The 21233-nt window shown below is 46.9% G+C and carries 18 protein-coding genes; 11 read left to right on the top strand and 7 right to left on the bottom strand.

Translation table 11 applies throughout. The features are described from left to right. Nucleotides 1–134: 134 nt before the first annotated feature. Nucleotides 135–698, bottom strand: a complete 564-nt coding sequence (locus tag A3750_RS23375; RefSeq protein WP_156498638.1) for an HD-GYP domain-containing protein — start codon at nt 696–698, stop codon at nt 135–137. A gap of 37 nt (nt 699–735) precedes the next feature. Here A3750_RS23375 and A3750_RS23370 point away from each other — a divergent pair, with 37 nt between their 5' ends. The 5 genes from A3750_RS23370 (at nt 736) to A3750_RS23350 (ending at nt 6076) form a co-directional block, all read left to right on the top strand. Next, nucleotides 736–2313 carry a TonB-dependent receptor gene (locus A3750_RS23370; protein ID WP_156492396.1) on the top strand — a complete coding sequence of 526 codons (1578 nt, stop codon included), beginning with the start codon at nt 736–738 and terminating at the stop codon, nt 2311–2313. 157 nt (nt 2314–2470) lie between these two features. Continuing rightward, nucleotides 2471–3862 carry a COG3014 family protein gene (locus A3750_RS23365; RefSeq protein WP_068455979.1) on the top strand — a complete coding sequence of 464 codons (1392 nt, stop codon included), beginning with the start codon at nt 2471–2473 and terminating at the stop codon, nt 3860–3862. Nucleotides 3863–3890: 28 nt separating this feature from the next. Next, the gene (locus A3750_RS23360; RefSeq protein ID WP_068455976.1) at nt 3891–4307 is read left to right on the top strand and encodes a YcfL family protein; all 417 of its coding nucleotides are present in this window, start codon (nt 3891–3893) and stop codon (nt 4305–4307) included. A 31-nt stretch (nt 4308–4338) separates the two neighbouring features. Next, nucleotides 4339–4935, top strand: coding sequence for a penicillin-binding protein activator LpoB (gene lpoB / locus A3750_RS23355; protein WP_231871933.1), 597 nt, complete (start codon nt 4339–4341; stop codon nt 4933–4935). 88 nt (nt 4936–5023) lie between these two features. Next, nucleotides 5024–6076, top strand: coding sequence for a CsgG/HfaB family protein (locus tag A3750_RS23350; protein WP_068455973.1), 1053 nt, complete (start codon nt 5024–5026; stop codon nt 6074–6076). Between the two features lie 35 nt (nt 6077–6111). On the opposite strand, the gene A3750_RS23345 is transcribed toward A3750_RS23350, so the two are convergent. Both A3750_RS23345 and A3750_RS23335 read right to left on the bottom strand, forming a co-directional pair. Then, complete coding sequence (locus A3750_RS23345; RefSeq protein ID WP_197466289.1) at nt 6112–7959, bottom strand: diguanylate cyclase; 1848 nt, start codon at nt 7957–7959, stop codon at nt 6112–6114. A gap of 350 nt (nt 7960–8309) precedes the next feature. After that, a complete protein-coding gene (locus A3750_RS23335; protein ID WP_068455963.1) occupies nt 8310–9347 on the bottom strand; it encodes a metal-dependent hydrolase in 1038 nt (345 codons plus the stop codon). Nucleotides 9348–9601: 254 nt separating this feature from the next. On the opposite strand from A3750_RS23335, the gene A3750_RS23330 reads away from it, so the two are divergent. Further along, nucleotides 9602–11392 carry an ABC transporter transmembrane domain-containing protein gene (locus A3750_RS23330; protein ID WP_068455961.1) on the top strand — a complete coding sequence of 597 codons (1791 nt, stop codon included), beginning with the start codon at nt 9602–9604 and terminating at the stop codon, nt 11390–11392. A gap of 78 nt (nt 11393–11470) precedes the next feature. On the opposite strand, the gene A3750_RS23325 is transcribed toward A3750_RS23330, so the two are convergent. Next, entirely contained in the window at nt 11471–12358 is an 888-nt protein-coding gene (locus A3750_RS23325) for a chemotaxis protein (RefSeq protein WP_068455958.1), read from the bottom strand. Between the two features lie 195 nt (nt 12359–12553). Between A3750_RS23325 and A3750_RS23315 the strand changes: the two genes are divergently transcribed. Together A3750_RS23315 and A3750_RS23310 are read left to right on the top strand one after the other, a co-directional pair. Continuing rightward, nucleotides 12554–13321, top strand: coding sequence for an ABC transporter substrate-binding protein (locus A3750_RS23315; RefSeq protein WP_068465523.1), 768 nt, complete (start codon nt 12554–12556; stop codon nt 13319–13321). Next, on the top strand, nt 13318–14169 hold the full coding sequence (locus A3750_RS23310; RefSeq protein ID WP_068456549.1) for an ABC transporter substrate-binding protein: 852 nt from the start codon (nt 13318–13320) through the stop codon (nt 14167–14169). Before A3750_RS23315 ends, A3750_RS23310 begins: the two co-directional genes overlap by 4 nt. A gap of 48 nt (nt 14170–14217) precedes the next feature. On the opposite strand, the gene A3750_RS23305 is transcribed toward A3750_RS23310, so the two are convergent. Continuing rightward, on the bottom strand, nt 14218–15417 hold the full coding sequence (locus A3750_RS23305) for a methyltransferase (RefSeq protein ID WP_068456552.1): 1200 nt from the start codon (nt 15415–15417) through the stop codon (nt 14218–14220). A 511-nt stretch (nt 15418–15928) separates the two neighbouring features. Here A3750_RS23305 and A3750_RS23300 point away from each other — a divergent pair. The 3 genes from A3750_RS23300 to A3750_RS23285 all read left to right on the top strand — a co-directional run bounded on the left by A3750_RS23300 (nt 15929) and on the right by A3750_RS23285 (nt 19428). Then, complete coding sequence (locus tag A3750_RS23300; protein ID WP_068465524.1) at nt 15929–16633, top strand: PEP-CTERM sorting domain-containing protein; 705 nt, start codon at nt 15929–15931, stop codon at nt 16631–16633. A 403-nt stretch (nt 16634–17036) separates the two neighbouring features. Further along, complete coding sequence (locus A3750_RS23290) at nt 17037–17828, top strand: ABC transporter substrate-binding protein (RefSeq protein WP_068453183.1); 792 nt, start codon at nt 17037–17039, stop codon at nt 17826–17828. A 37-nt stretch (nt 17829–17865) separates the two neighbouring features. Next, complete coding sequence (locus tag A3750_RS23285; protein ID WP_068453181.1) at nt 17866–19428, top strand: sensor histidine kinase; 1563 nt, start codon at nt 17866–17868, stop codon at nt 19426–19428. 414 nt (nt 19429–19842) lie between these two features. Here A3750_RS23285 and A3750_RS23280 read toward each other — a convergent pair whose 3' ends face one another. Both A3750_RS23280 and A3750_RS23275 read right to left on the bottom strand, forming a co-directional pair. Next, on the bottom strand, nt 19843–20478 hold the full coding sequence (locus A3750_RS23280; RefSeq protein ID WP_231871932.1) for an RES family NAD+ phosphorylase: 636 nt from the start codon (nt 20476–20478) through the stop codon (nt 19843–19845). 44 nt (nt 20479–20522) lie between these two features. Beyond that, a complete protein-coding gene (locus tag A3750_RS23275; protein WP_068453177.1) occupies nt 20523–20912 on the bottom strand; it encodes an MbcA/ParS/Xre antitoxin family protein in 390 nt (129 codons plus the stop codon). Between the last annotated feature and the right edge of the window lie 321 nt (nt 20913–21233).

Here is a 21233-nt window from a genome sequence, read left to right as displayed (position 1 = left end):
TTTCACTCAAGCCCTGTATCGTTAGCGCTTGAGCTAGATCACTTACTTTGAGGTTTTAGAGAAAGTGCTTTCTTTATGATGCGTGGAATTCACTGACAGCGTGGCGGAGGCAGCCTATCAATCTTTGTTGTGGATTAATCGGGATAGGCACGCTGTATCTCAAGAAGTTTTGCTTCATTCTCGAACAGTAGATCAACCAACTCTGGCTGAAATTTAACGCCATTCATTTCCACAAAGAACTTTCTTACATCTTCAATATCCCAAGCGTGTTTATAGCTGCGCTTGTTGATCAGTGCATCAAATACATCTGCGAGGGCTGCAATTCTGGCAAAGATGGGGATGTTTTCGCCTGCGATGCCTTTGGGATAGCCTGAGCCATCCCAGTTTTCATGGTGACCGACGGAAACAACGGCCCCGGCGCGCAGTACTTCCAGCTCCGATGAGGCTAGAATGTCGTGCCCGATTTGGGCATGCGTTTTCATGGTTTCCCACTCCTCTGGAGTGAGTTTGCCTGGTTTGTTGAGTATGTGATCCGGAATCGCAATTTTGCCAATGTCGTGTAATGGCGCTGCTTTATACAAGATTTTAACATCATGGCGATCTAAGCCGTAGGCCTCGCCAAGAACCTTACTGGTTAAGGCCATCCTTTTAACGTGATTGCCCGTTTCTTTGGAGCGGTTCTCAACCGCATCAGTCAGAGCAAGTGAATCAAATTATGGCGACGCATCAGCGTTTGTGTCTCAGGGCATTGGCAATGCTAGGTTAAATACCGGTGTTGCTATTACGCGCCAAGGTGATCAAGACCTAGCATACAACTATACGTCACCGTACGATGGTCTTCAGTATGCAAGTGAGCGTGCCTACGATTATAAAGACGTGAGCGTGTTTTCAACGGTATCCGGAGAAATTGCTGAAAGCACCCGATACAAGTTGACGGCTTACATCGATGATTATCAGGCCGAGGGATTTCCGGGGCAGGGCACGCAATTTTTCGCGCGCTTACCAGCCAGCTTTGATTTGCAATCGGTCAGTTTAACTGAAGACAAAGATGTCACTGATCAGGACTCTCACTTCTGGCTAGGTGCGGTTGATGTCGCGCATGACATAGGCACCGCCGTTTCATTAGAAGCAAAACTTTATCATTGGAGCTCGGAGCAAGAGTGGATGTTTGATAACTCGCGTTATCCCACTTCTCTCACCACACTGAGCAACGTCACTCTGCCATGTCGAAATGCCACCAACGCCAGCCCAAACCCAATCTATTGCCCACATGAGCTGACGCAATCGAACGAAGAGCATCGCTCTGGTTTGCATGTGTACGTAAAATCGCGGGAGCGCCATTACGGAACCCAATGGGCGTTTGGCTTTGGGCGAGATCGTTTGAAGATAGAACGTACTGACTTCAAAAGGGTGGATGCCAATGGCGGCGTTTTGCTCGATCAGGAAAACCCGTATTTGGGCTCTCGAAGAACAATCGATTTTGCACTTTTTCAAGCAAAAACGGGCTTTGTAAATGACCGATTCCAACTTGTATATGGTTTGCGTGCTGATTCCTATTCTGACCTAGATACGCACTTGTCGCCTCGGCTAGGGGCTGTCTATCACGTGAGCGAGCGTTATACGACCAAACTCTTGTACGGTCATGCCTACCGTGCGCCTACGGCAATTGAAAGGCTAGGCTCTGTTCAAGGGATTGACGCAAACTCCGAGATTGAGCCGGAGATCATTGATACCTTGGAGTGGGTCAATGCTTTTTATGGGCAAACCTATTCTTTGGAGGCGACCCTCTTTGCCAACCAATGGAAAGACGGAATTGTGCTTGTGCCAACGACGCCGCCGCTCAATCAATATGTCAATACTGGGCGCAATGAATCTTATGGCGTTGAATTTGTCGCGCGACGCCAAATTGATCAGCTTAGGCTCGAAGGCGTGGCGAGCTTTGTGGATAGTACCAACAAAGAAGCAGATACCGACTATGTGGCGTTTCCTTCATGGATATTAAATTTGGAAGGCGGATATCGCTTTGTGGATGCGGATCTGGAGCTGATTTTAAAGCAACGTATCATGCTCGACTACGCAGAGGGCGATTACTTGGGTGCCGCAAAGCCTGACAGTGCAGACGATTACTATCGAACAGATTTGAGTTTGGTTAAAGGGCTTGATTTCTTTGGCATGAGTGGAGATCACTCTGCGTTTTTGCAGGTCTACAATCTATTTGATCAGGACAATGTTATTCCGTCTCTATATAACTCGGAAGGAGGCTTGTCGGATCGGGGCATCGGCCTTGATGTTGGGTTGAGCTTCGAGTGGTGAAGCGAGTCAAATAATCGGTCGAAATATCATTGCGGGCATGCTTTTTTCTACAGGTCGGTTGATGTAGTCTTACCTCCAAAGGACAAAAGAGACAGGGAAATCCGTACCTAGGCCTGTTTGTCTTTCGCGCAAATCCCAAGGATAAGGAATTACCGCAATGCCGCTTCAATGCTTATTCAAAAGAGCATGCATCCTCTTTGTTGTCAGCCTTTCTTCCGGGTGTGCGGTTACTTCTGTTTTTAATCCCTACCCCAGTCAGGCACAAGAGTATCGAGCGGCAATTAGCGGCAGTGCGAATACCGAGACCGTATTGAAAAGTTTAGACAGTGATCGGACGAGCGCCGATGCCATGCTATATATGATGGAGCGTGGCAGGGTGGCGCAGGTTGCCGGTAAGTTCGAACAAAGTCAGGCAGACTACCAGCAAGTTATTGATGCATTTGAGGCACAGGATCTTGCTGCCACGATTCAAGTATCAAATGCGGGCGCTCAGAGCGCTTCCTTACTCACCAATGACAATGCTATTCCTTATAAAGGCGCAGGTTACGAACGTATATTTGTGCATCACCAACAAGCGCTTAATTATTGGGCGAAGGGAGATCTAGAGGGCGCGGCGGTAGAGTTTCGTAAAGTGGCGCTTGAGCAGCGAGTGCTTGAGCAGCGACATGAGAGCGAGATCGCTGAAGCGCAAGAGAAGGCAAGGGAAAACGCAATAGACATCGACGAAGTGACCCGCCAGTTCCCAGGGCTGGATGAGGTCGCCGGTCAGGTGAAAAGCTCATTTCAAAATCCTTATACTTATTATCACTCGGCAGCGTTTTGGGAGGCGACAGGCGAACTTAACGATGCTCTCGTCGATTATAAAAAAGCGCTTGAGATTAATCCGGGCTCTGAGCTCTTAATCAGCGACGTGGCGCGTGTTTCCAGAAAACAGGGTACCAAGGTTGAAGGCATTGACGGTAACGCGCCTAACAAAGACGAAGGCACAGTGGTTCTGTTGTATGAAGATGGTTTTATCCCAGAGAAAATAGAGACACGATTTAGTTTTCCAAACTTTTCCGATGGCGGTTTGATTACCGTAGCCTTCCCTTATTATGACCCATCGAAGTGGCCAAAAAGCGCGACTCTGAGCGTCTCGGATGATCTGTTCAATGACTTCGGAGAAACTGATCAACTCGTCCAATTTGGTGCGCTTGCCGTAAAAGACCTAAAAGAACGGATGCCTGCGTTAATCACCCGTCAGGTACTGAGGGGAATCGCGAAAAACGAGCTGCAAGCGCAGTCTGGCCAGCAAATGGGATCTGCCGCGCAGTTTATTGCCAATGTTTATAACATTGTATCTGAGAGCGCCGATAGACGAAGTTGGTTGACGATTCCCAATACGGGTCAAGCATTGAGAATAAATTTGAAAGAGGGTAGCCGGGAGCTCACATTGAGAGCGCCGAATACCATGGAGAAGCTAGCATTAGAGGTAAAGGCTGGCAGAACCGTCTTCGTGAGGGTGCTACACGTAGATAGTCGTTTGATTACACAAGTGTTCCCGCTTTAGGCGAGCAGAATTGAAAAAGGAGAAACTGATGAAAAAACATCCTATTTTGGCAGGTGCTTTGATGGGGGTGGTGGTCGTCGGCGTAGCCACATTGGGGGGCTGTGCCGTCTATGAGACTGCGACGGTGTCTTCTGAACCAGATGGATCTGTAAAGCAGCGTATTGTGTCGAATAGCGGTTTTCTGTCTGCGAACCTCGTAATTGAAGACACGAAGATGGGGCAGGCAGGCAACTTGCTGCGCGTGCAAGCAACGATCAAGAACCAGTCTAGTGGCGACATTAATTTTCAATACAAGTTTAAGTGGCTCGACAAAGATGACTTTGAAGTCGCGATTGATGGCAGACCTTGGCAGCCTTTAACGATTACCGGGTACGAGAGCAAGTCCGTTCAAGCTGTCGCACCCAACCCGACAGCGACCAGTTTTCAAATACTGGTTCAAGATTAATACGCATTAGGAACTCAGAAAGAAGGAAAGCATGATGAATAAAGTAAAAGTTTTAGGCGTAATTGCACTATGCATGTTCGTTAGCGCTTGTGCGAATAAAGTGTCATATGGCGATGCGACAGCCGTTGAAACGACCAACACGGATTTCGGCTCCACAGACTTGCAGTCTATTGCGGCCAAAATGGTAGATGACGTACTGTCATTTCCACCTATCGTGCAGATGACTGCGGATCGCCGCCCCGTAGTTTTTGTAGATCGCATTAAAAACAAGACGACGGAGCATATTGATACGGAGTCGATTACGGACTCGATTCAAACCAAACTCCTGCAATCGGGTAAATTCCGTTTCGTAGATATGACTGCGGTTAAGCAAATACAGGAACAATTGGACTTTCAAATGGACAGCGGTATGGTTGACCCAAGTAAAGCGGTTTCCTTTGGTAAGCAAACGGGTGCCGAGTTTATGCTGTATGGCAACTTGGCGAGCATTGTGAAACGTGATGATGATACCAAAGACGTTTACTACAAGTTCACGATGAAAATGGTCAACCTTGAAACTGGCATCATGGAATGGGCTGGTGAAAAAGAGATCCGTAAAACGGGCAGTAAGTCATTCTTGGCACTCTAGGCTAGGGCTGCATTAAGTTTGGGAAATCGCTGAAAAATGGCTGGAGATGAACTCTGGCCATTTTTTTTGGATAAAAATGGAGGTTCGGATGAAAACAGTCTTACTGGCGGTGCTTTGTTTTTCTTTTTTTGTATCAAGCGCTTCTGCCGCGTCGAGTGAGCAGACGGCAACGGGAGTAGCGAAAGACTATGATCAAGCACTCAGTGCTGCATTGTTCAATGCTGTACAGCAAGCCAATGGTGCAAAGCTTAGCAAGGTAGCGTCGATAAAAGCAGAGCTTGATCAGGTTGTTACAGAGTCGACTTCAGGGTCAGGGACAGAGACTTCTACAAAGCTCAATCTTGGTGTTCAGGATCGGATCGTCACCAGCGGCACTAAATATCTTGAATCATACCAGGTAAGCTCGGTGAAGCCGCCTGCTATAGAAGGCGATAATTGGCAGGTGACGGTGAAAGCAATGATTCCGGAGTACGAATCGCTGATTGATGATGCCGGTCGTCCTTCTATTGCTGTCATGCCGTTTCGTTTTTCACACCCTACCTTCGCTGTTCATAATGGTCAGGCGGCAAGCAATAGTTTTCAACTATCGAACCGAATGAAAGACAAGCTTGTGAGTTCGCTAACGCAAACACAATACTTCGTTGTTGTTCAGCGTGCAGACACGAGCTCTTTGAGCAAGGAGTTTTTAAGCGAAGCGGCACTATTAAGCTCTGATGCTGTTTCGGCAGAAGAGGCGAGCCGATTTGGTCGGGTCGTTGGTGCGGATTATATGATGACAGGGCGCATTCATGAATTACGCAGTGAAACAGAAGTAACGGCGTTTTACGGTATGAAGAAAGAGCGTACGGAGGATCAAATCGATATCTCTTTCCAGGTTGTCGAGGTCGCGACGCAGAAAGTCTTATGGGCAGATACAATTACCACAGACTTTGATCGACCAGAGGATGCCGGCGTTAGTGTCACGTTGGACTATGTGGCGAAGTTGGTCACTGACAGCACAATGACACACCTTGATCCGACGTATGTTTCTAAAAGCAATATTGGTGAGCAAGAAGATAAAAAAACAAATGCTCCGGACAAGGGGCGTACCCACTTGAGTGATACCCCAGGCTCGAGCGACGCGCCGATTAAATGGAATTAGGCAAAAAACGGGTGTTGACCAAGGCCGTTTAAAGCCTAGCTTTTGAGGAACGCGATCGTTCCATCGGCCTCTGGATCTTCCATATCATGGAAACATACCACCCGGTTTCGGCCTGAATCTTTGGCTTCGTAAAGCGCAGTATCCGCTTGGGAAACCAGTTGGTCGCCGCTCTGTGTATTTCTAGCACGTAATGACGATACGCCAAAACTTGCCGTAACCGGAATCGCCCTGCCGGCAAATTCGAGATTGAGGTTCTCGATACTGTCGCGTAAATCTTCAGCAATCTGCTTCGCTTGATTTACCGTTGTTTCACTTAACAAGATGATAAATTCTTCGCCGCCGTAACGCGCAGCTAAATCTCCAGAACGGGTGATTCGCTCCATAAAAATCTTGGCGACCTTTTGTAGGCACGCATCGCCCGCTTGGTGACCATGTTGGTCATTAATGCGCTTGAAGTGGTCGATATCGCAGAGAATAATTGAAAGCTGACGCTTGTGTCGGCTTGAACGTCTAAATTCGGTATCGAATGCGGTTTCAAAATGTCGACGATTAGCGAGTTTGGTTAGCGCGTCTGTGGTCGACATGATCTCAAGTTTTTTGTTGACGCTTTCCAGCTCTGTCATCGCTGTTTGCAAATTCAAGGTTCGCTCGGCTACTTTTTGTTCAAGTTTTAGGTTGGCTTCTGCTTTGGCGGTGAGCAACTCATCCTGCGTTTGACGGGCAAAGCGTTCGTGCTCAAGAGAAGACTCCTGAGCCCGAATGCGCATTTCTTTTTCTCGATTAAAACGAGAGGCGAGCGCGAAAGAGAGTAACGAGACTTGAATCAGAATACCGATTTGTCCGGCGTTGTTGGTCCAGAAGTTTGAGGGCAAGAAGCCAAATTTAGTCGCAATCAAAATCGCCACCCCACTAAACGCTGATGTCCATGCTAGGCAGAAGTATTTAGCGAGGCTGTTGCCGCGATAGAGGCTCCAGTAGCCGATGGTTAACGCCGAAAAGCAAGTCACCATACCCATCGCGCTATTCACTCGTACGGTAATGTTGTAAGGGACGATGAACGTCAACGCGAGAAGAACAGCACTCAGTCCAGCGATATAATAAACGAGCTTGTAAATCTTACGGCTGTGCTTTGCCAAATCCAGAGCGCTCATCAGGAAGACAAAGCCAAAAAAGTTGGCTGAGGCAATAAAGACAGATATCGCGTAACTGTTCCAGAGCAGCTGATTCGGCCAGAGATATGCAAACCCATAGCCGGTCAAACTCGCTTGAAACATCAAATAGCTCAAGGCAAATGCCGTGTAATACAAATAGGTCCTGTCTTTCAGCAGGAACAGAAGCGAAAAGTTGTAGATGACCATGATACTAAGCACACCAAACCAAATGCCCTGCATTAAACGTTCGTTGCCATCTGCAATCAGAAAACCCTCTGGTTCCCAGACAAATAGTGTTGCTTCAACCGAGCCCGCAGTTTCAACCCGCAATAAAAACTCGTTCTGACCGGGATTCAATTTAAAGGGAAGGATGAACTTTTGGTGTGCAATAGGTCGCTCTGAAAACGGCCGCTCGTCGCCAACATGATGTTTTTGGAGAACTCGCCGCTCCTCAAACTGGTAAAGTTTAATGCTGTCTAAAAATGCGATCGGGAGTTCAATGAGAATGTCTTGATTGTTGGGCTGTTTATTCTCTAGATTGAAACGAAACCAGTAGGCCGATTGGGTAAATCCAAAGTTAGGAGAAGCATTCTCGATGACATGCCATTCCGCGACAGGCGTATCTAACACCTGCTCGAAGGTAAGCGTATGCTCTGAATCTTCTAGATAGAGCATTTGGGTTCCGATTTTGATTGGGAGAGCTTCATCCACGGAATAGCTTACGCTAGGCACATTTTGCTCCCCCACCGAATGGGCGAGCGGGCTCAAGCAAGCCAAAACAATTGCGAGGCAAGCAAGAGTCAGTGTTTGCATGCATATTCCATTGCATGATGATTTAGTGCGAATGCTATAAAGCAAAGAGTCTATATTCCATTAAGCTATCTATTGTTTGAGTATAGATAATTGCTGCGAAAACCATAGTTGCGAAGTGTAACGACTGTGTGAGAGTTTGTGACAAGAAGGTCTTGTCACGCGCTTTTGACCGTTTTTCACGAGATTTCTCCATGCCCTCGGAGAATTTTCGGGGCATTTAGATAGTTCTCGTTTGCACACATGCTTTAGCGAACCGTTTCTAAGTCGAGTCACTGTTGCATTGGTAGTCTCGGATGCAGCGATATGTTTGGGTCGAACATACGGTTCCACAGCAGAGGCACTCTCGAAAGATCTCGTGCTTCTTCAACACGAGATGCCAATACCGGGAGTACTTGATTGCTTTCAAGGCTCTGCTTCTCGCCGACGGCAAAGTTAAAAACATAACTACCTTCAAGTCCCATGCGTAAGTCGGTCATAACGATTTTATTGTCGCGAATCGCAACGCGATAAAAACCTTTGGTGAACCATTGAAGGCGTTGCACATTCCACTGGTCGCCGATGCTCGAGAGCAGATCCTCACCCTTTGGGTAGCGCCGAAACTCTACGGATTGAGCGTCTTCCCAAACTGCGACATGTGCCACGAAGTATTCGTTATCACTTAAAGCGACAATGCGCCAGATTAAGGTATTGAATGGCATCGGTGTCGTAAGCACTGCATAGACATTGAGATTCTGCTCTACCAACGACTTGGCAATGGTCTCTTTCATTGTCGCTTTAGCGACCAGTGACCAAGAAAGATAGGTCGAGCTGATTAGGAGTGCGGCCACAGAGACAGATCTCGCCCTTGGGCTTTGCCAACCCAAATATGCCGCAATGCCTAATCCGGTTAATAGAGGGAGGGTGTAAGCCGGATCAATAATAAAAACGCTAGAAAGCCCAAAAGGGTATTCGCTGAGGGGCCAGAGCAGCTGCGTTCCATATACCGTAAACGTATCGAGTAACGAGTGCGTCCAGAGAATAGCAAGAATTGTTAGCGCCCAGCGTGTTTTATAAGGTCGAGTCGATGGGTGCAGTTTGAGTGCGAGCCACGTTAATAAGGGAACGAGAAATAGTTGGACTATAAGGCTATGACTAAAGCTTCGGTGGTAGGTAAAGTCTTCGACAACGCCACCAAATGAGATAAATACGTCAAGATCGGGCAAAGTGCCGATTGCTGCGCCCCAAATAGGCGCGAGCTTGCCGATCTTGCGTCCCAACATCGTGTGGCCAACTGCGGCACCCAGTGCCACCTGCGTTAAAGAATCCATATTATTGTTGTATGCCTCATATCTAAGCTTGCCTTGCGCTCTCTTGCGATTGTCTGATTTTTCGCCTGTGTAAGATAGGCCGCGCCCAATTACTTTAGACTACGCAGCATCATCGTTTTAAGACCTATCTTAGGTGTACTTGGTTCCTCGCCTTTTTTGGAATAGGTTTCATCCAGTGCCGGACTCGTTTACTCTGGGTCATGATGCTTCATTAGGTTATGCGCGTCGCTAATCTATCTTACATGAGAACCTGAATGTCTGTTCCTACCCCGCTCAACACAGAGCAAAAACCAGCGCGTTCTTTCAGTGTGCTATTAAAACTTTGGGCTTTTATGCGCCCTTACAAACTGACCCTGATTTTTGCCGGTATTGCTTTGGTATTTACAGCCGGTGTCACTCTCTCAATTGGGCAAGGCGTTCGCGTGTTAGTGGATGATGGTTTAGTCGCGAGTTCTCCTCAAGCACTCACACGAACCGCTCAGGTTGTTTTGCTTTTGTCCCTCTTTATGGCGCTTGGTACGTATGCCCGCTTCTATCTTGTGTCATGGCTCGGAGAGCGCGTGACTGCTGACTTACGCTCTGCCGTGTTCTCTCATTTGGTTGGCATGCACCCCAGCTATTTTGAACTCAACAAAAGTGGCGAGATTATGTCCCGACTCACTACAGATACGAGTTTGCTACAAAATATCATTGGCTCGTCATTTTCTATGGCTTTGCGCAGCGCACTCACCTTTGTGGGATCTCTGATTTTATTGCTCTATACCAACCTCAAGTTGAGTGCGATGGTGCTTATGGGGGTACCGCTCGTTCTGTTGCCCATTGTCTTATATGGTCGTCGTGTTCGGCGACTGTCCAAAGCGAGCCAAGACTCCATTGCCGATGTCGGCTCTTATGCCGGAGAGATTATTCGTAACATCAAAACGGTACAAGCCTTTACCCAGGAGGATCACGAACGTACCGCTTTTGACCGAGAGGTAGAGACGGCATTTGATGTTGCCAAGCGGCGTATCAAGCAACGTGCTTTGTTGATTGCGGCGGTTATTCTTCTTGTATTTGTTGCGATCACTTCGCTTATCTGGGTGGGTGGCAGCGATATGCTGGCTGGTGAGATAAGTGGTGGTGAGCTAGCGGCGTTTATCTTTTATGCCGTAATGATGGCGGGTTCTGTGGCGACCATTTCTGAGGTCTATGGTGAGTTGCAGCGCGCAGTGGGTGCGACTGAGCGTTTGCTTGAGTTGCTCGCTGTTGAAGCAGAGATTCCGTATCGCGCTGAAAACGGAGAACCCAAGGCGGATCGAGTGAGCAGCGAAGCGATTGCTTTACATGATGTCTCGTTTTGTTATCCCTCACGCCCGCAGGTTAAAGCATTGGATACTATATCGCTGACGATTAGGGAAGGTGAGCGTATTGCCTTGGTTGGTCCATCCGGGGCAGGGAAATCAACGGTGTTTGAATTGCTTCAGCGGTTTTATGATCCTGCACAAGGGTGTATTGAGGTATTTGGAAATGACACTCGTCAGCTTTCGACGATGATCTTGCGTCAACATCTGGCTATTGTTCCTCAGAACCCCGTCATGTTTTCTGCAGATGTTGCGTATAACATTGCCTATGGTTCCAATCATGCTACGCAGGAGCAGGTAGTGTTAGCTGCAAAAGCGGCGCATGCGCATGACTTTATTGAGGCTCTTCCGCACGGTTACCAAAGTGATTTGGGTGAGCAGGGAGTGCGGTTGTCTGGTGGCCAAAAGCAACGGCTTGCGATTGCCCGTGCCATTTTGAAAGACCCTAAAATACTCCTGTTGGACGAAGCGACGAGTGCACTCGATTCAGAGAGTGAATATCACGTGCAACAAGCGCTGGAAACACTGACAAAAAACCGTACAACGCTGATTATCGCGCACCGTTTATCCACAATTAAGCATGTTGACCGTATTATTGTGTTTGATCATGGACGGATTGTCGCCCAGGGGACGCACGAAGAACTGACGAAAGTCTCTCCGCTTTACAAGCGACTTGCCGAGCTACAGTTTGGAGAGCCCATTTAGCGTATTCGGTCTTAGAGCAGGGCTTGTCGAAGGGGCTAAGTCTTTTAACCCGGAGCGACTATCGCGATGATTAGTAATCTAGCGATCTTTGGTAGCGCCAAGTATCGCCTGCATTAATTCTCGGGCGTCGAACTTGGTTAGCGCTTCATCCGCGCCCACTTGTTTTGCGTAAGAGACACTCATTTCACTATTTAGTGAGGTATGAAGAATAATGTAGGGTTGTGTTAGTTTTGAATCATCACGAATACTGAAGGTAAGCTCGTAACCGTCTAATCCTGGCATCTCGATGTCGCTCACCAAAACATCAATCGGTTTACCTTCGCGATCAAATGCGAGCAGTATGTCGAGGGCTTCTTGACCGTTGCTGGTCATCGAGTAGGTTGCGCTAGCCGCATCGAGTGCATCAGCTAACTGGCGCCTAGCCACTTTTGAATCATCGACCAATAGAATATTTAGGCGTTTGATTGCCTCACGATCGACATCCGTAAGGCGCACTTGAGTCGAGTCGATCGACTCTGGGAAAACCCTCGATAGCAATAGCTCTACATCCATCAGCTGGATGATGGTTCCATCTTCCTCGCGCAGTAAGCCTGTTACAAATGCGGATTGACCAAGCGATTTTGGAGGTGCAGTTACCTCTTTCCATTCCGCTTCTATGATCTTGCTGACGCTATGCACGGCCAAGCCAATTTCCATGCGTTGAAGATCCGCGATGATGATCGAGGATGCTTGGAGCTGGTCTTTGCTTGTTGGTGCGTAACCCACAGCGGCTCCAGTATCAATGACGGGCACAACAGAGCCACGAAAGCTCATTGTTCCAACAACGCTTGGATGGCTGTTAGGTAACTTACTGAGTGGCTGAAAGGGGATGATTTCACGAATCTTTAGCGTACCCAGGCCGAATAGCCTTTGGTCGTTCAAATGGAACAACAACAGTTTTTGGGGGTGTTTCTGAGCTTGAGCCATATGGGTCGCAATTGTTCAGAGTTTATTTCATTCGGCAGTAAGCATATCGGCCAAGATCACAATAACATAACGTTTTTCGAAACGCTGTACTTGGAGAATTCTGGTACGCAGTTCGAACAATCCGTGTCGGCGAGCCTTTATAAACTATACTTACATATAATTGTGAAAAATGCCGAGTGAGCTTGGGGCGGAGTGATGCATGTATTCTGGTGGAAAACATTGTCAGTGTGCTTCTGGCTGTCGCTCTGCTTGCCAGCGTTTGCGCAGGGGAATGACAGCAACGAAAAGACGCTTACCTTCGTAAAACAAAACTCGAAACCAAAATATTTTGAAGCAAACGCAGAAGGGCTTTGTGGTGAGATTTATACCTTGCTAGCATCGGGCTTGGCTGAAAAAGGGGTCGAGGTAGAGGTTCTACCAATGGTATACCCCATCAAACGCATACTTACGATGCTGGAAGACGGAAGGGCAAATGTATTTTGCGGGGCAGGTCGAAATGCTGAACGGGAATTGCGCTATATCTACTCATCGCGGCCTGTTTATTCTGTTTCGAACGTGGTGAGTGCTCGTGATAACAGCAAATATACGATCGATTCAATCGCGGACATCTCCAATAAAAAACTGATTGTTGCCGCCTTATTCGGGTCCTCATCGGGTCGGTGGTTACGAAGCCATGACGGTTTGCGCATTAGTGATAAATACCACTCTCCCGATGAAGCGCTGCTTGCGCTGAATAATAACGAAAAAATTGACTTGTTTTTTTACCACGACCTTGGTCTAAACTATCTTACAAAAACAACTTACACCTCTTTAAGAGTGCTTCCTGTTAAATTTAGAACGGTCTCTCAATGGCTCATATACAGCAAGCACACAACGGCGCAATCAGTGCGTTTATTAGAAGCACAAGTAAGCTCAATTACCAAATCTGGCGAGCTGAAGCGGATTCAGGAGAAGTATTTATGAGCCTTTCTATGGGGTCTTTTTTCGCGCTTTGGTTTCGGCGTTATTTTTGTCTTGTCCTATTAATCGTCACGATACCTCTTCCGTCACTTAGTCTTGCAGAGACCAGAGAGTGTAAAACCCTTCGTGCTACGGGAAACCCCGAATATCCGCCATACCTTTTCAGAGAAAGTGAAGACAACATGAAACTGGTTGGAGCGAATGCCGAGATCATGCAGTTAATTGCCGAAAAAATTGGTGCCGAGATTGATGTGTCGTACACCGGTCCGTGGTCGAGAGCGCAAAAAGAGGTGCGAGATGGGCGCTTTGATCTCTTGGCAGGTGCGTTCTTTACAGTGCCGAGGGCACAATATATGGACTATGTATACCCATCGTTTCTTACCACGAAGAGTGTTGTCTGGGTAAATAAGGAGAAACCCTTTGATTATAAGAAGCGTGAGGATTTGATTGGCCATACTGGCGCAACCGTCATTCATAATAGCTTTGGCGAAGAATTTGATGAATTTGCGAAAGCCAGTTTGGATTTGAATGGTGTCGCTAGTCTGCGTCAGGCTTTTGATATGTTAGTGCTTGGGCGAGTCGATTACTTGTTGTATGAGAATAGCCCTGCACAAGCTTACAGTAGGACTTGGGGAGTAAGCGATAAGGTTGCGGTGCTCGGAGATGGAATTAGCGCAGAGGGCTTGTATCTTACGCTGTCGCACAGCTCTTCATGTAACACGGGCGCTCTAAGAGGGAAACTCACCAAGGCGCTACGAGAAATCGTTGAGAGTGGGCAGGCTGAAAAGGCCCTCCAGAAGGGCCTTGCTCTTTGGCAGAAGATTCATCCGCAAGGCGATAGTTTAGAGTGAGTCTTTCGCCTTGGTCGTTAGCAAACGGGCGGCTGCCTTGCATAAACATCAAATCCGAGTAGCTTGGATGAGCAGGTTGCGGGGGCTTAGTGTGCGGTCACAAAACGTACTCAGGGTCACCATGTAGTTCTGCTCTTCCAAGTAAAGTGCGCGATCTAGCGCCAACCACAACTCTAAAGGCCGGTTAAAGAGTCGCCTTAGAAGCTCCAAACGAAATACCTCCCCATAGCGATCCTCCCCGCGCCTTAGATACAGATCGTAATCGATATCGTCAGGAAGAGTTAACTGTCGTTCTTTTGCTGCCCATTGGCAGAAAGAGGCAAAGCTTCCTGACAGTAGATGATTTTTTATCGAAGGAATGCTGAGGTATTGATCGGTCTTGCGCACATCGCGCTGTAATGCGTCGAAACCCAAGCGCCACCGCTGTGTTTTTTCTCTTTTCCGTTGCTCGCCCTGACTGGCTGTGACGGTCTCCTGCACCGCGAGCTGGAGCGCGGATCGATCAAGCTGTATTTGTGATTTTTTGCCGACCATAGAGAGCGGCCTATATTGTTGGTCTTTGGTTTTCTGGTAGCAGCAGGGAGAGAGAATCAACGCCTTGGAGCGGTAATATGCTACTTGCTTGAGCATCTCAATGTGCAAGTCGCCGCAGGCATGAAGCGCCATAAACGTGTGCTCAGGGTGCGCACAAAAATCTGGCAAAGGTGCCAACACATTTTGGTGGTGGTAATAGATCTCGAGTCGGTCTCGCTTTGCCAGTTTGCTTCCCAGATCAACGAGCTTCTGGTCCCACTCAAGGCAATGAACGGGTTGCTTCATACTGCGTTGAACAACTCGGCTTAAATGTCCTTTTCCCGAGCACCAATCAATAATGGGCGTGTTTATTTTGTTTAGGCTTTTTGCAAAAGCCAGCACCTGCAGCCATTTTCGGCCAGGAATTCCAACTTGGTCAAAAGGGCCTATCGATAAGTCTGTGTGGGCTTGAATTGGCTCTGGAGAATAGTTGTACAGAGCGTCGCATAACTCTGGCATTCGTTGCCTGAACCAGTCTATACGAGCAACAGGGTCGCGATGCAGCGCATGCGCCGTTTGGTCGTCCAAGCTTAATAGATCGTGTTTGAGGGCGGGTTGATATTTGAACCAAGCTAGCTGCTTACTGACAAACGGCTTTTCTTGCCACAGCGCTGCGTGCTCTGATATCACGTGATCAAGTTGATTAAACGCCGTGCCAAGCTTGCTCGTTCTCATTGGTGCATCAAAGGGGTTAGAGGTCTTTCAATTTAGCAAGAAAAAAGCCGCAACATAAAGTTTGAATGATAAAAGATACTAAAAACAATGGTGATGGGAGCGCATGCGTGGTCTCTCATCGATTGGATCGTTTAAGTCGCTATATTTAAAACCGAGAGCAAAAAACGAAATGTGCGTGATGATGCCTTTCTTTTTCAGCATTGGTGAAATCGGTTTGCGTATTCGCCCGTATTGAATATGAACGCTCTCGTTTTGCGTGGGTGGTAAACGAAATGGATTGTTAAGCACATAGTCTTTTTCAGCGATGCAGAGCGGGTGTTGACGACGCCACTATCATGGGTGTTTTTATCGAGAAAGGTGTTCTCCGAGAGTGGTCGATCTGGTTACATTTTAAGCAGGCTTAAAAGTTGATCTATCGCTTATCTCGACTATAAAAAACGACATTGGTGAAGAGCGCGAACTAAAAAGTTTGCGACAACTTTCTACATGTTTATGTTGGCAGGGGTTGAGCGTGAAGTTATTTAAAACCTTTATTGTAATGTTAATGGTTGCTGTTCCAGCAGTATCAAATGCTTATGTACTTGATCCTACAAGCAGCATAGTGACTGATGATTCGAGCGGAAAACAGTGGCTTCGTTGGACTGAGACGAGCAGCTTGTCAGTGAACTCAGCAATAAGCACCTATCAGGGTGACGGCTGGAGACTTGCTTCGAACGCCGAAATGGCCAAGTTATTTAGTGATTTTTTTGCCCCAATTGTGTTGCCTGAGGATCAAGCTTCTAGGCAAAGCTTCGTAGGAGAATTTGGTGATGGCGAGGATCCTGTCTTAGAGTTAGGAAAGACGTTTGGCTGGACAGAATACGAGAACAGCATAAACGTGGCTAGTGGAGAGACTCTGTCGCTTAACGATTACTCAACGTCGATTGTGAAGTTCGGTTCGGCGTCGAGCGGAGGCGCTAGCCTCTATAATTCTCTTACCATTAGCTCGGAGTTTACTTTTGGCCGAGACGACGAGTTAATTGGTCGGCCTGAAAGAGCGACGTTGGATTTTAACCAATATACCGGCATTGCGAATGGTAACGAAAGAATTGGCGTTGCGCTGGTTCGAGAGATTCCGACCTCTGAAGTGCCGGAACCGAGCGGCTTGTTTTTGCTTGGGCTGGGGCTGATGGGGCTCGTTTATACTCGGAAAAAAGAGTGCTTGGCGCGCGCTTAGGGTCTGGCGCGCGATTGAGCATCAGAGAACTTCTCTGTTTAGTGCGCGCGCAAGGCGAGTTTTATCGCATGCTTAGAACGTTGCAGATTCGACATCCTCAATTCATTTATCTATCGAGAAGAAGCGCTGGGGCGATCGGTTGGCCAAACCTGATTCATCAGGCCGCGCTTGATCAAAAGTGCCATGCTGTCCCGCATCTTCAAACTTGGTTCAAGCGCATTGTGTTCTATACGCTGAAGAGAGCAAACACCGCTCTGATACGTTTGTGAACGGCGTTAGTGAGGGTGGAGTGGCTCGAATACCCCGGCGACACCTGATTACCTAGACATGCTAGTTAGGGTGCGCTGCCACTATAACGCCAACCATCATATAAGCACGACGATTCACTAAGGGGGTAGGGTTCATGAAATCGCATATTGTTTACTGTCTAACTTCGCTTCTCCTCATTTTTTCATCCACGTTACTTGCTGAGACGATACCGATTGTTGGTGATTGGAAGGCTAAGCCCAAAAATTGGGTGAATGCCGATGGACAGGCCGAAGGCATTATGATGGATGTTCTGGAGGAGGTGTCTAAACGAACAGGTATCGAATTTACTTATACGCTTTCGACTTGGAATCGCGCCGTTGAAAGCAGTCGCGCAGGTCAGGGCGCGATTATCGGCTTCTCTAAAAATAAAGAAAGACAAATGTACTGGGATTACAGCGAGCCAATGTACTTTGATGACATCGTTTTGGTTGCGCTTAAAAAAGACAAGATCAACTTTGATGGCTTAGAAAGTTTAAAGGGAATGAAAGTCGCGATAAAACGAGGCTCTAGCTATGGCGATGATTTTGAAGCCGCAGTTAATAACAACATTATTATACCGGTAGAGACCGAAGACCGGGCAGGTCAAATGCGTATGCTCAACATGGGCCGCGTTGATTTGGTTCTTTTGAGCCCTGGGAATATCGCTTTGCAGTCGATTATCGCTGAGAACAAGTGGCTTCAGGAGAATAAAGATCAATTCGAGATTCTTTCTCCAATCTATAAACAAGATCCAAACTATCTAGGTATGCCAAAGTCTATGGGTAAATCGCATTTACTGCCCCCCATAAACAAGGCGCTAAAAGAAATGTTTGAAGATGGTACGCACGCGAGAATCGTGAAGCAGCGTATCGATGCGTTCATCGCGAATTTGCAGGCGAATAACTAAGCAATTTTTCGCACACCATCCTATCAGGAATGATTTTATGTCGGGTCGAGGGAAGGCGAATCTTCAGCGAACGCTAAGTTGGTTCCTGACTATTGCCATGTTTAGTGCCATCTTTTTTCCTGTGTTGTTTGTAGGAAGCTACGAGGTTTACCGACAATATCAAAAAGAAGTGATTATTGGTCCAGAGCAAGATGCGAAAGCCTTATTTGTCGTGCTTAAGAAAGGATTGATTGCGCCTTTGTGGAGCTATACGCCTGAAAATGCGAAAGACTTAATCAACGGCGTCGCTTTGAATCCAGCAGTTGAGGCGGTCATTGTAAAAGACGCGACCGGCGAAGTGTTTTCGGCGTTTTCTCGTGACGTTTTAGGAGAAGAGTCGGATCGTATTCATTTGGTCTCGGATGTGTTTTTTGAAGAACAGGTGATCGGCTCGGTTGATCTTGTATTTAATTATTCATCGGCAAAATCACTTGTCTCTGCTTATGCCATTCAAATAATACTTATCACCTTATTCCAGTTGGTTGTGATTATTTCCATTATCTTGCTGATTTTGAAATACCGTGTCACTGAGCCCCTTAGAAGCCTGAAGCGATTCGCCACGGAAGTATCTAAGCAGCACTTCGACTCTCCGTCACCAGAAGTCAAAAACAGAGAGTTTATCGAGTTGGCCGATGAATTAGACGCGATGAGAACAGCCTTGCACTCGTCATTCACTGAGTTAGAAGAGAAGGTGGAGCAAAGAACAAAGACGCTTCGTGATACGAATCTCGAACTGGAATCGGCACTAGAGAACATCGAGCGAACCCAAGAAACCTTGGTGCAGAATGAAAAGCTAGCGGCATTAGGTGCATTGGTAGCCGGTATCGCCCACGAACTGAATACGCCCATTGGTAATGCGCGTCTGGTCACCTCATCGCTACGAGAGGATGCGAGATCACTAAAGCATTTAAGTGAGGAGGGCAAACTTACGAAATCAGAATTTGAGCATCTGACATCAGACATATCTGACGCCACATCTTTAATCGAGAGAAATATTGCAAAGGCAGTCACGCTCATTCAGAGTTTTAAACAGGTTGCAGTCGATCGCACTAGCGATAGAAAGCGCGAGTTCTCCCTAAACGGATTTGTTGCCGACATCCTATCGACTATGCACCATATAACGAAGAATACGTGTATCAATATTGAAACCGAACTCGATGAAGACTGCGAGTTGTATAGCTATCCCGGTACGCTAAGCCAGATTATCGACAATCTTGTGAACAATGCGGTTTTGCACGCATTTGAAGGGTTGCAGTTAACGAAAGAGATGCCCGGCGTCATTGTAATTTCAACTCAGGTATCTGAGAAAAACGTGTCGATTAGTGTTTCCGATAATGGCATTGGCTTAACGCGAGATGTGCAGTCCAAGATTTTCGAGCCTTTTTATACCACCAAACTAGGAAAAGGGGGGAGCGGGCTTGGAATGCATATTGTCCACAATCTAGTAAATGGGCCGCTCGAAGGCCAGATCATCATCAAGTCAAAGCCAAAGCAAGGCACGACATTTGTTTTAACCATTCCTAAGCAGTTATCCAAGCAGCCTGATGATGTGGCGATCTGAGAGCATGGCCAAATGAGCGTCATCGAACCTTAGTTTGACACGGGGTTGTGCATCAAATTAACTAGAAACTGCCATGCAGTTCGCTTCATTTTTCGCTCATTAAATGGCACCGAACATGGCACCATTCAATGTCATATCTGAATCGATGGAACGAGCGCGAGAACCCTGTAAACGCAAAAAGCCCCATTTTACTGGGGCTTTGAGGTGACCTGAGCGGTTGCTAGATCAGTATGTGGTGGAGGTGGCGGGGGTCGAACCTTTCATTTCTTCTTCCAAATCAGTGGCTTATTCAGCTTGTTCCATTTTTGGATGCTAAAAGGAACAGCCGTTACTTGATCAACTCATTGTTCGTGCTTGACCATATAACAATGCAGTCAGGTTAACGTACTATTTTTTGTTAAACAAGAGAGGAGTTTAAAGTCCCTCGGGCTCCGCCGATATCTTGAAATGAGTTTGAAATCTCTGTTTTTGTCCATTCCATACATAGCGATAATGAGCGCCCTGTGTGCAGCAGCTGTTTGCCGGAGGTCTTAGAAGAGCGGCGCATTCGCCACCCTGGTTTCTAACGCTGTTGTAGAGTACTCCCCACTCAGATTGATCATAGAGATTTTTGCCAAAGGCTTGAGATCGTTTGTAGCAATTTGGTTTATGTAGCGCCAAGTCTCCGCGGATGTCAACCAATGGCTTTACAATCTCATTTACGTACTCGCGCATGGTTAACTCTGTGTCGCCCTCTTTTGTTGCAGAGAGAAACATCGCTTTGTGGTGCATTGTTTCTCTAATTGCCGTTTCTATATCACTTGCTGAATAGTAGACGCCAAACTGACCGTCCGTGAATCGGGAGGGATAACCAATGTGTGTAAACGCGGCCATTACCGGAGTGGCGCCTGGTCCAGTTATAAAATCCCCTTGTCGGATCAGGCACAAGCTGCCAGCTTCTTGTGCTAAACGATCGTTTGTTAAGCCCTCCAGTTGATATGCAATTTTTAGCTCTTCCTCCGAATCATAAATCGATTCGAAAAGATGTATAGGAGGAAAGTGCGATGGCACCAATCTGTGTGCCTTCCAATCTGGTCTATGGTAAGTATGCTTCTTCAACCTCGTGCCCAGTCTAAATATCTTCTAACGTCTGCTAAGTCTACCACTCGACCAGCAAGCATATACTCCAGAGCGCTTCGACCATTAAACGGCATGGTTGAGTTCTCCTTTTTAACCCATTGCGCTGCTTGCCCTAGCGTAGGGAATAGTATCCTCAAAGCTTTATATATTCCCAAAACATAAGAGATCCTTTCAAGCATATCGTGAGGCAGCTTTACTTCAGGCAGCTTTTTATATTTCGCATATGTGCTATCAGGTATACCACCCAATAGAATTTTCTGCTCAGAAGGTTTTAATCCCCATTCTTCTGTTATTCTGAAAAAACCTTTTAGCGCCACTTTCCCAGTATTTTTATTGTCTAACGCGACGGCTTTCTTAGTGTTCATAACTATCTCCAGAAATTTATATGTGTAAGATATAGAAGATATCTACATATATGCAAGCCTGGTGAGGTCGTGCATATGTTGTGTTTTTAAGCTTTAAAACGTCATTTATTGGTAGTTTGGCACTAAATATAGTGTTTTTTTTCCTAAGATTAAAATTGTAACAAACTATGAAAATAGCGGTGACTATCTCCTTGCAATCTATTCGGGCCCAAAATATTTGCTTCAATGGACTAACAGTCTCTGTTATGAAGGTATTATAAAAAAGATCGTGTTGCTTACATCTCAATTCGATTACCTATTTACTCTACTACTAGTTCTTTT

The sequence above is a fragment of the Oleiphilus sp. HI0079 genome, assembly GCF_001635105.1.
This window is presented reverse-complemented; position numbering and strand designations above follow the sequence as displayed.

What these genes read in the sequence shown, in the direction of transcription:
- A3750_RS23365 (WP_068455979.1), top strand. Translation starts at nt 2,471, where the DNA reads ATGCCGCTTCAATGCTTATTCAAAAGAGCATGCATCCTCTTTGTTGTC.
- A3750_RS23360 (WP_068455976.1), top strand. Translation starts at nt 3,891, where the DNA reads ATGAAAAAACATCCTATTTTGGCAGGTGCTTTGATGGGGGTGGTGGTC.
- lpoB (WP_231871933.1), top strand. Translation starts at nt 4,339, where the DNA reads ATGATGAATAAAGTAAAAGTTTTAGGCGTAATTGCACTATGCATGTTC.
- A3750_RS23350 (WP_068455973.1), top strand. Translation starts at nt 5,024, where the DNA reads ATGAAAACAGTCTTACTGGCGGTGCTTTGTTTTTCTTTTTTTGTATCA.
- A3750_RS23335 (WP_068455963.1), bottom strand. Translation starts at nt 9,347, where the DNA reads ATGGATTCTTTAACGCAGGTGGCACTGGGTGCCGCAGTTGGCCACACG.
- A3750_RS23330 (WP_068455961.1), top strand. Translation starts at nt 9,602, where the DNA reads ATGTCTGTTCCTACCCCGCTCAACACAGAGCAAAAACCAGCGCGTTCT.
- A3750_RS23325 (WP_068455958.1), bottom strand. Translation starts at nt 12,358, where the DNA reads ATGGCTCAAGCTCAGAAACACCCCCAAAAACTGTTGTTGTTCCATTTG.
- A3750_RS23315 (WP_068465523.1), top strand. Translation starts at nt 12,554, where the DNA reads ATGCATGTATTCTGGTGGAAAACATTGTCAGTGTGCTTCTGGCTGTCG.
- A3750_RS23310 (WP_068456549.1), top strand. Translation starts at nt 13,318, where the DNA reads ATGAGCCTTTCTATGGGGTCTTTTTTCGCGCTTTGGTTTCGGCGTTAT.
- A3750_RS23305 (WP_068456552.1), bottom strand. Translation starts at nt 15,417, where the DNA reads ATGAGAACGAGCAAGCTTGGCACGGCGTTTAATCAACTTGATCACGTG.
- A3750_RS23290 (WP_068453183.1), top strand. Translation starts at nt 17,037, where the DNA reads ATGAAATCGCATATTGTTTACTGTCTAACTTCGCTTCTCCTCATTTTT.
- A3750_RS23285 (WP_068453181.1), top strand. Translation starts at nt 17,866, where the DNA reads ATGTCGGGTCGAGGGAAGGCGAATCTTCAGCGAACGCTAAGTTGGTTC.
- A3750_RS23275 (WP_068453177.1), bottom strand. Translation starts at nt 20,912, where the DNA reads ATGAACACTAAGAAAGCCGTCGCGTTAGACAATAAAAATACTGGGAAA.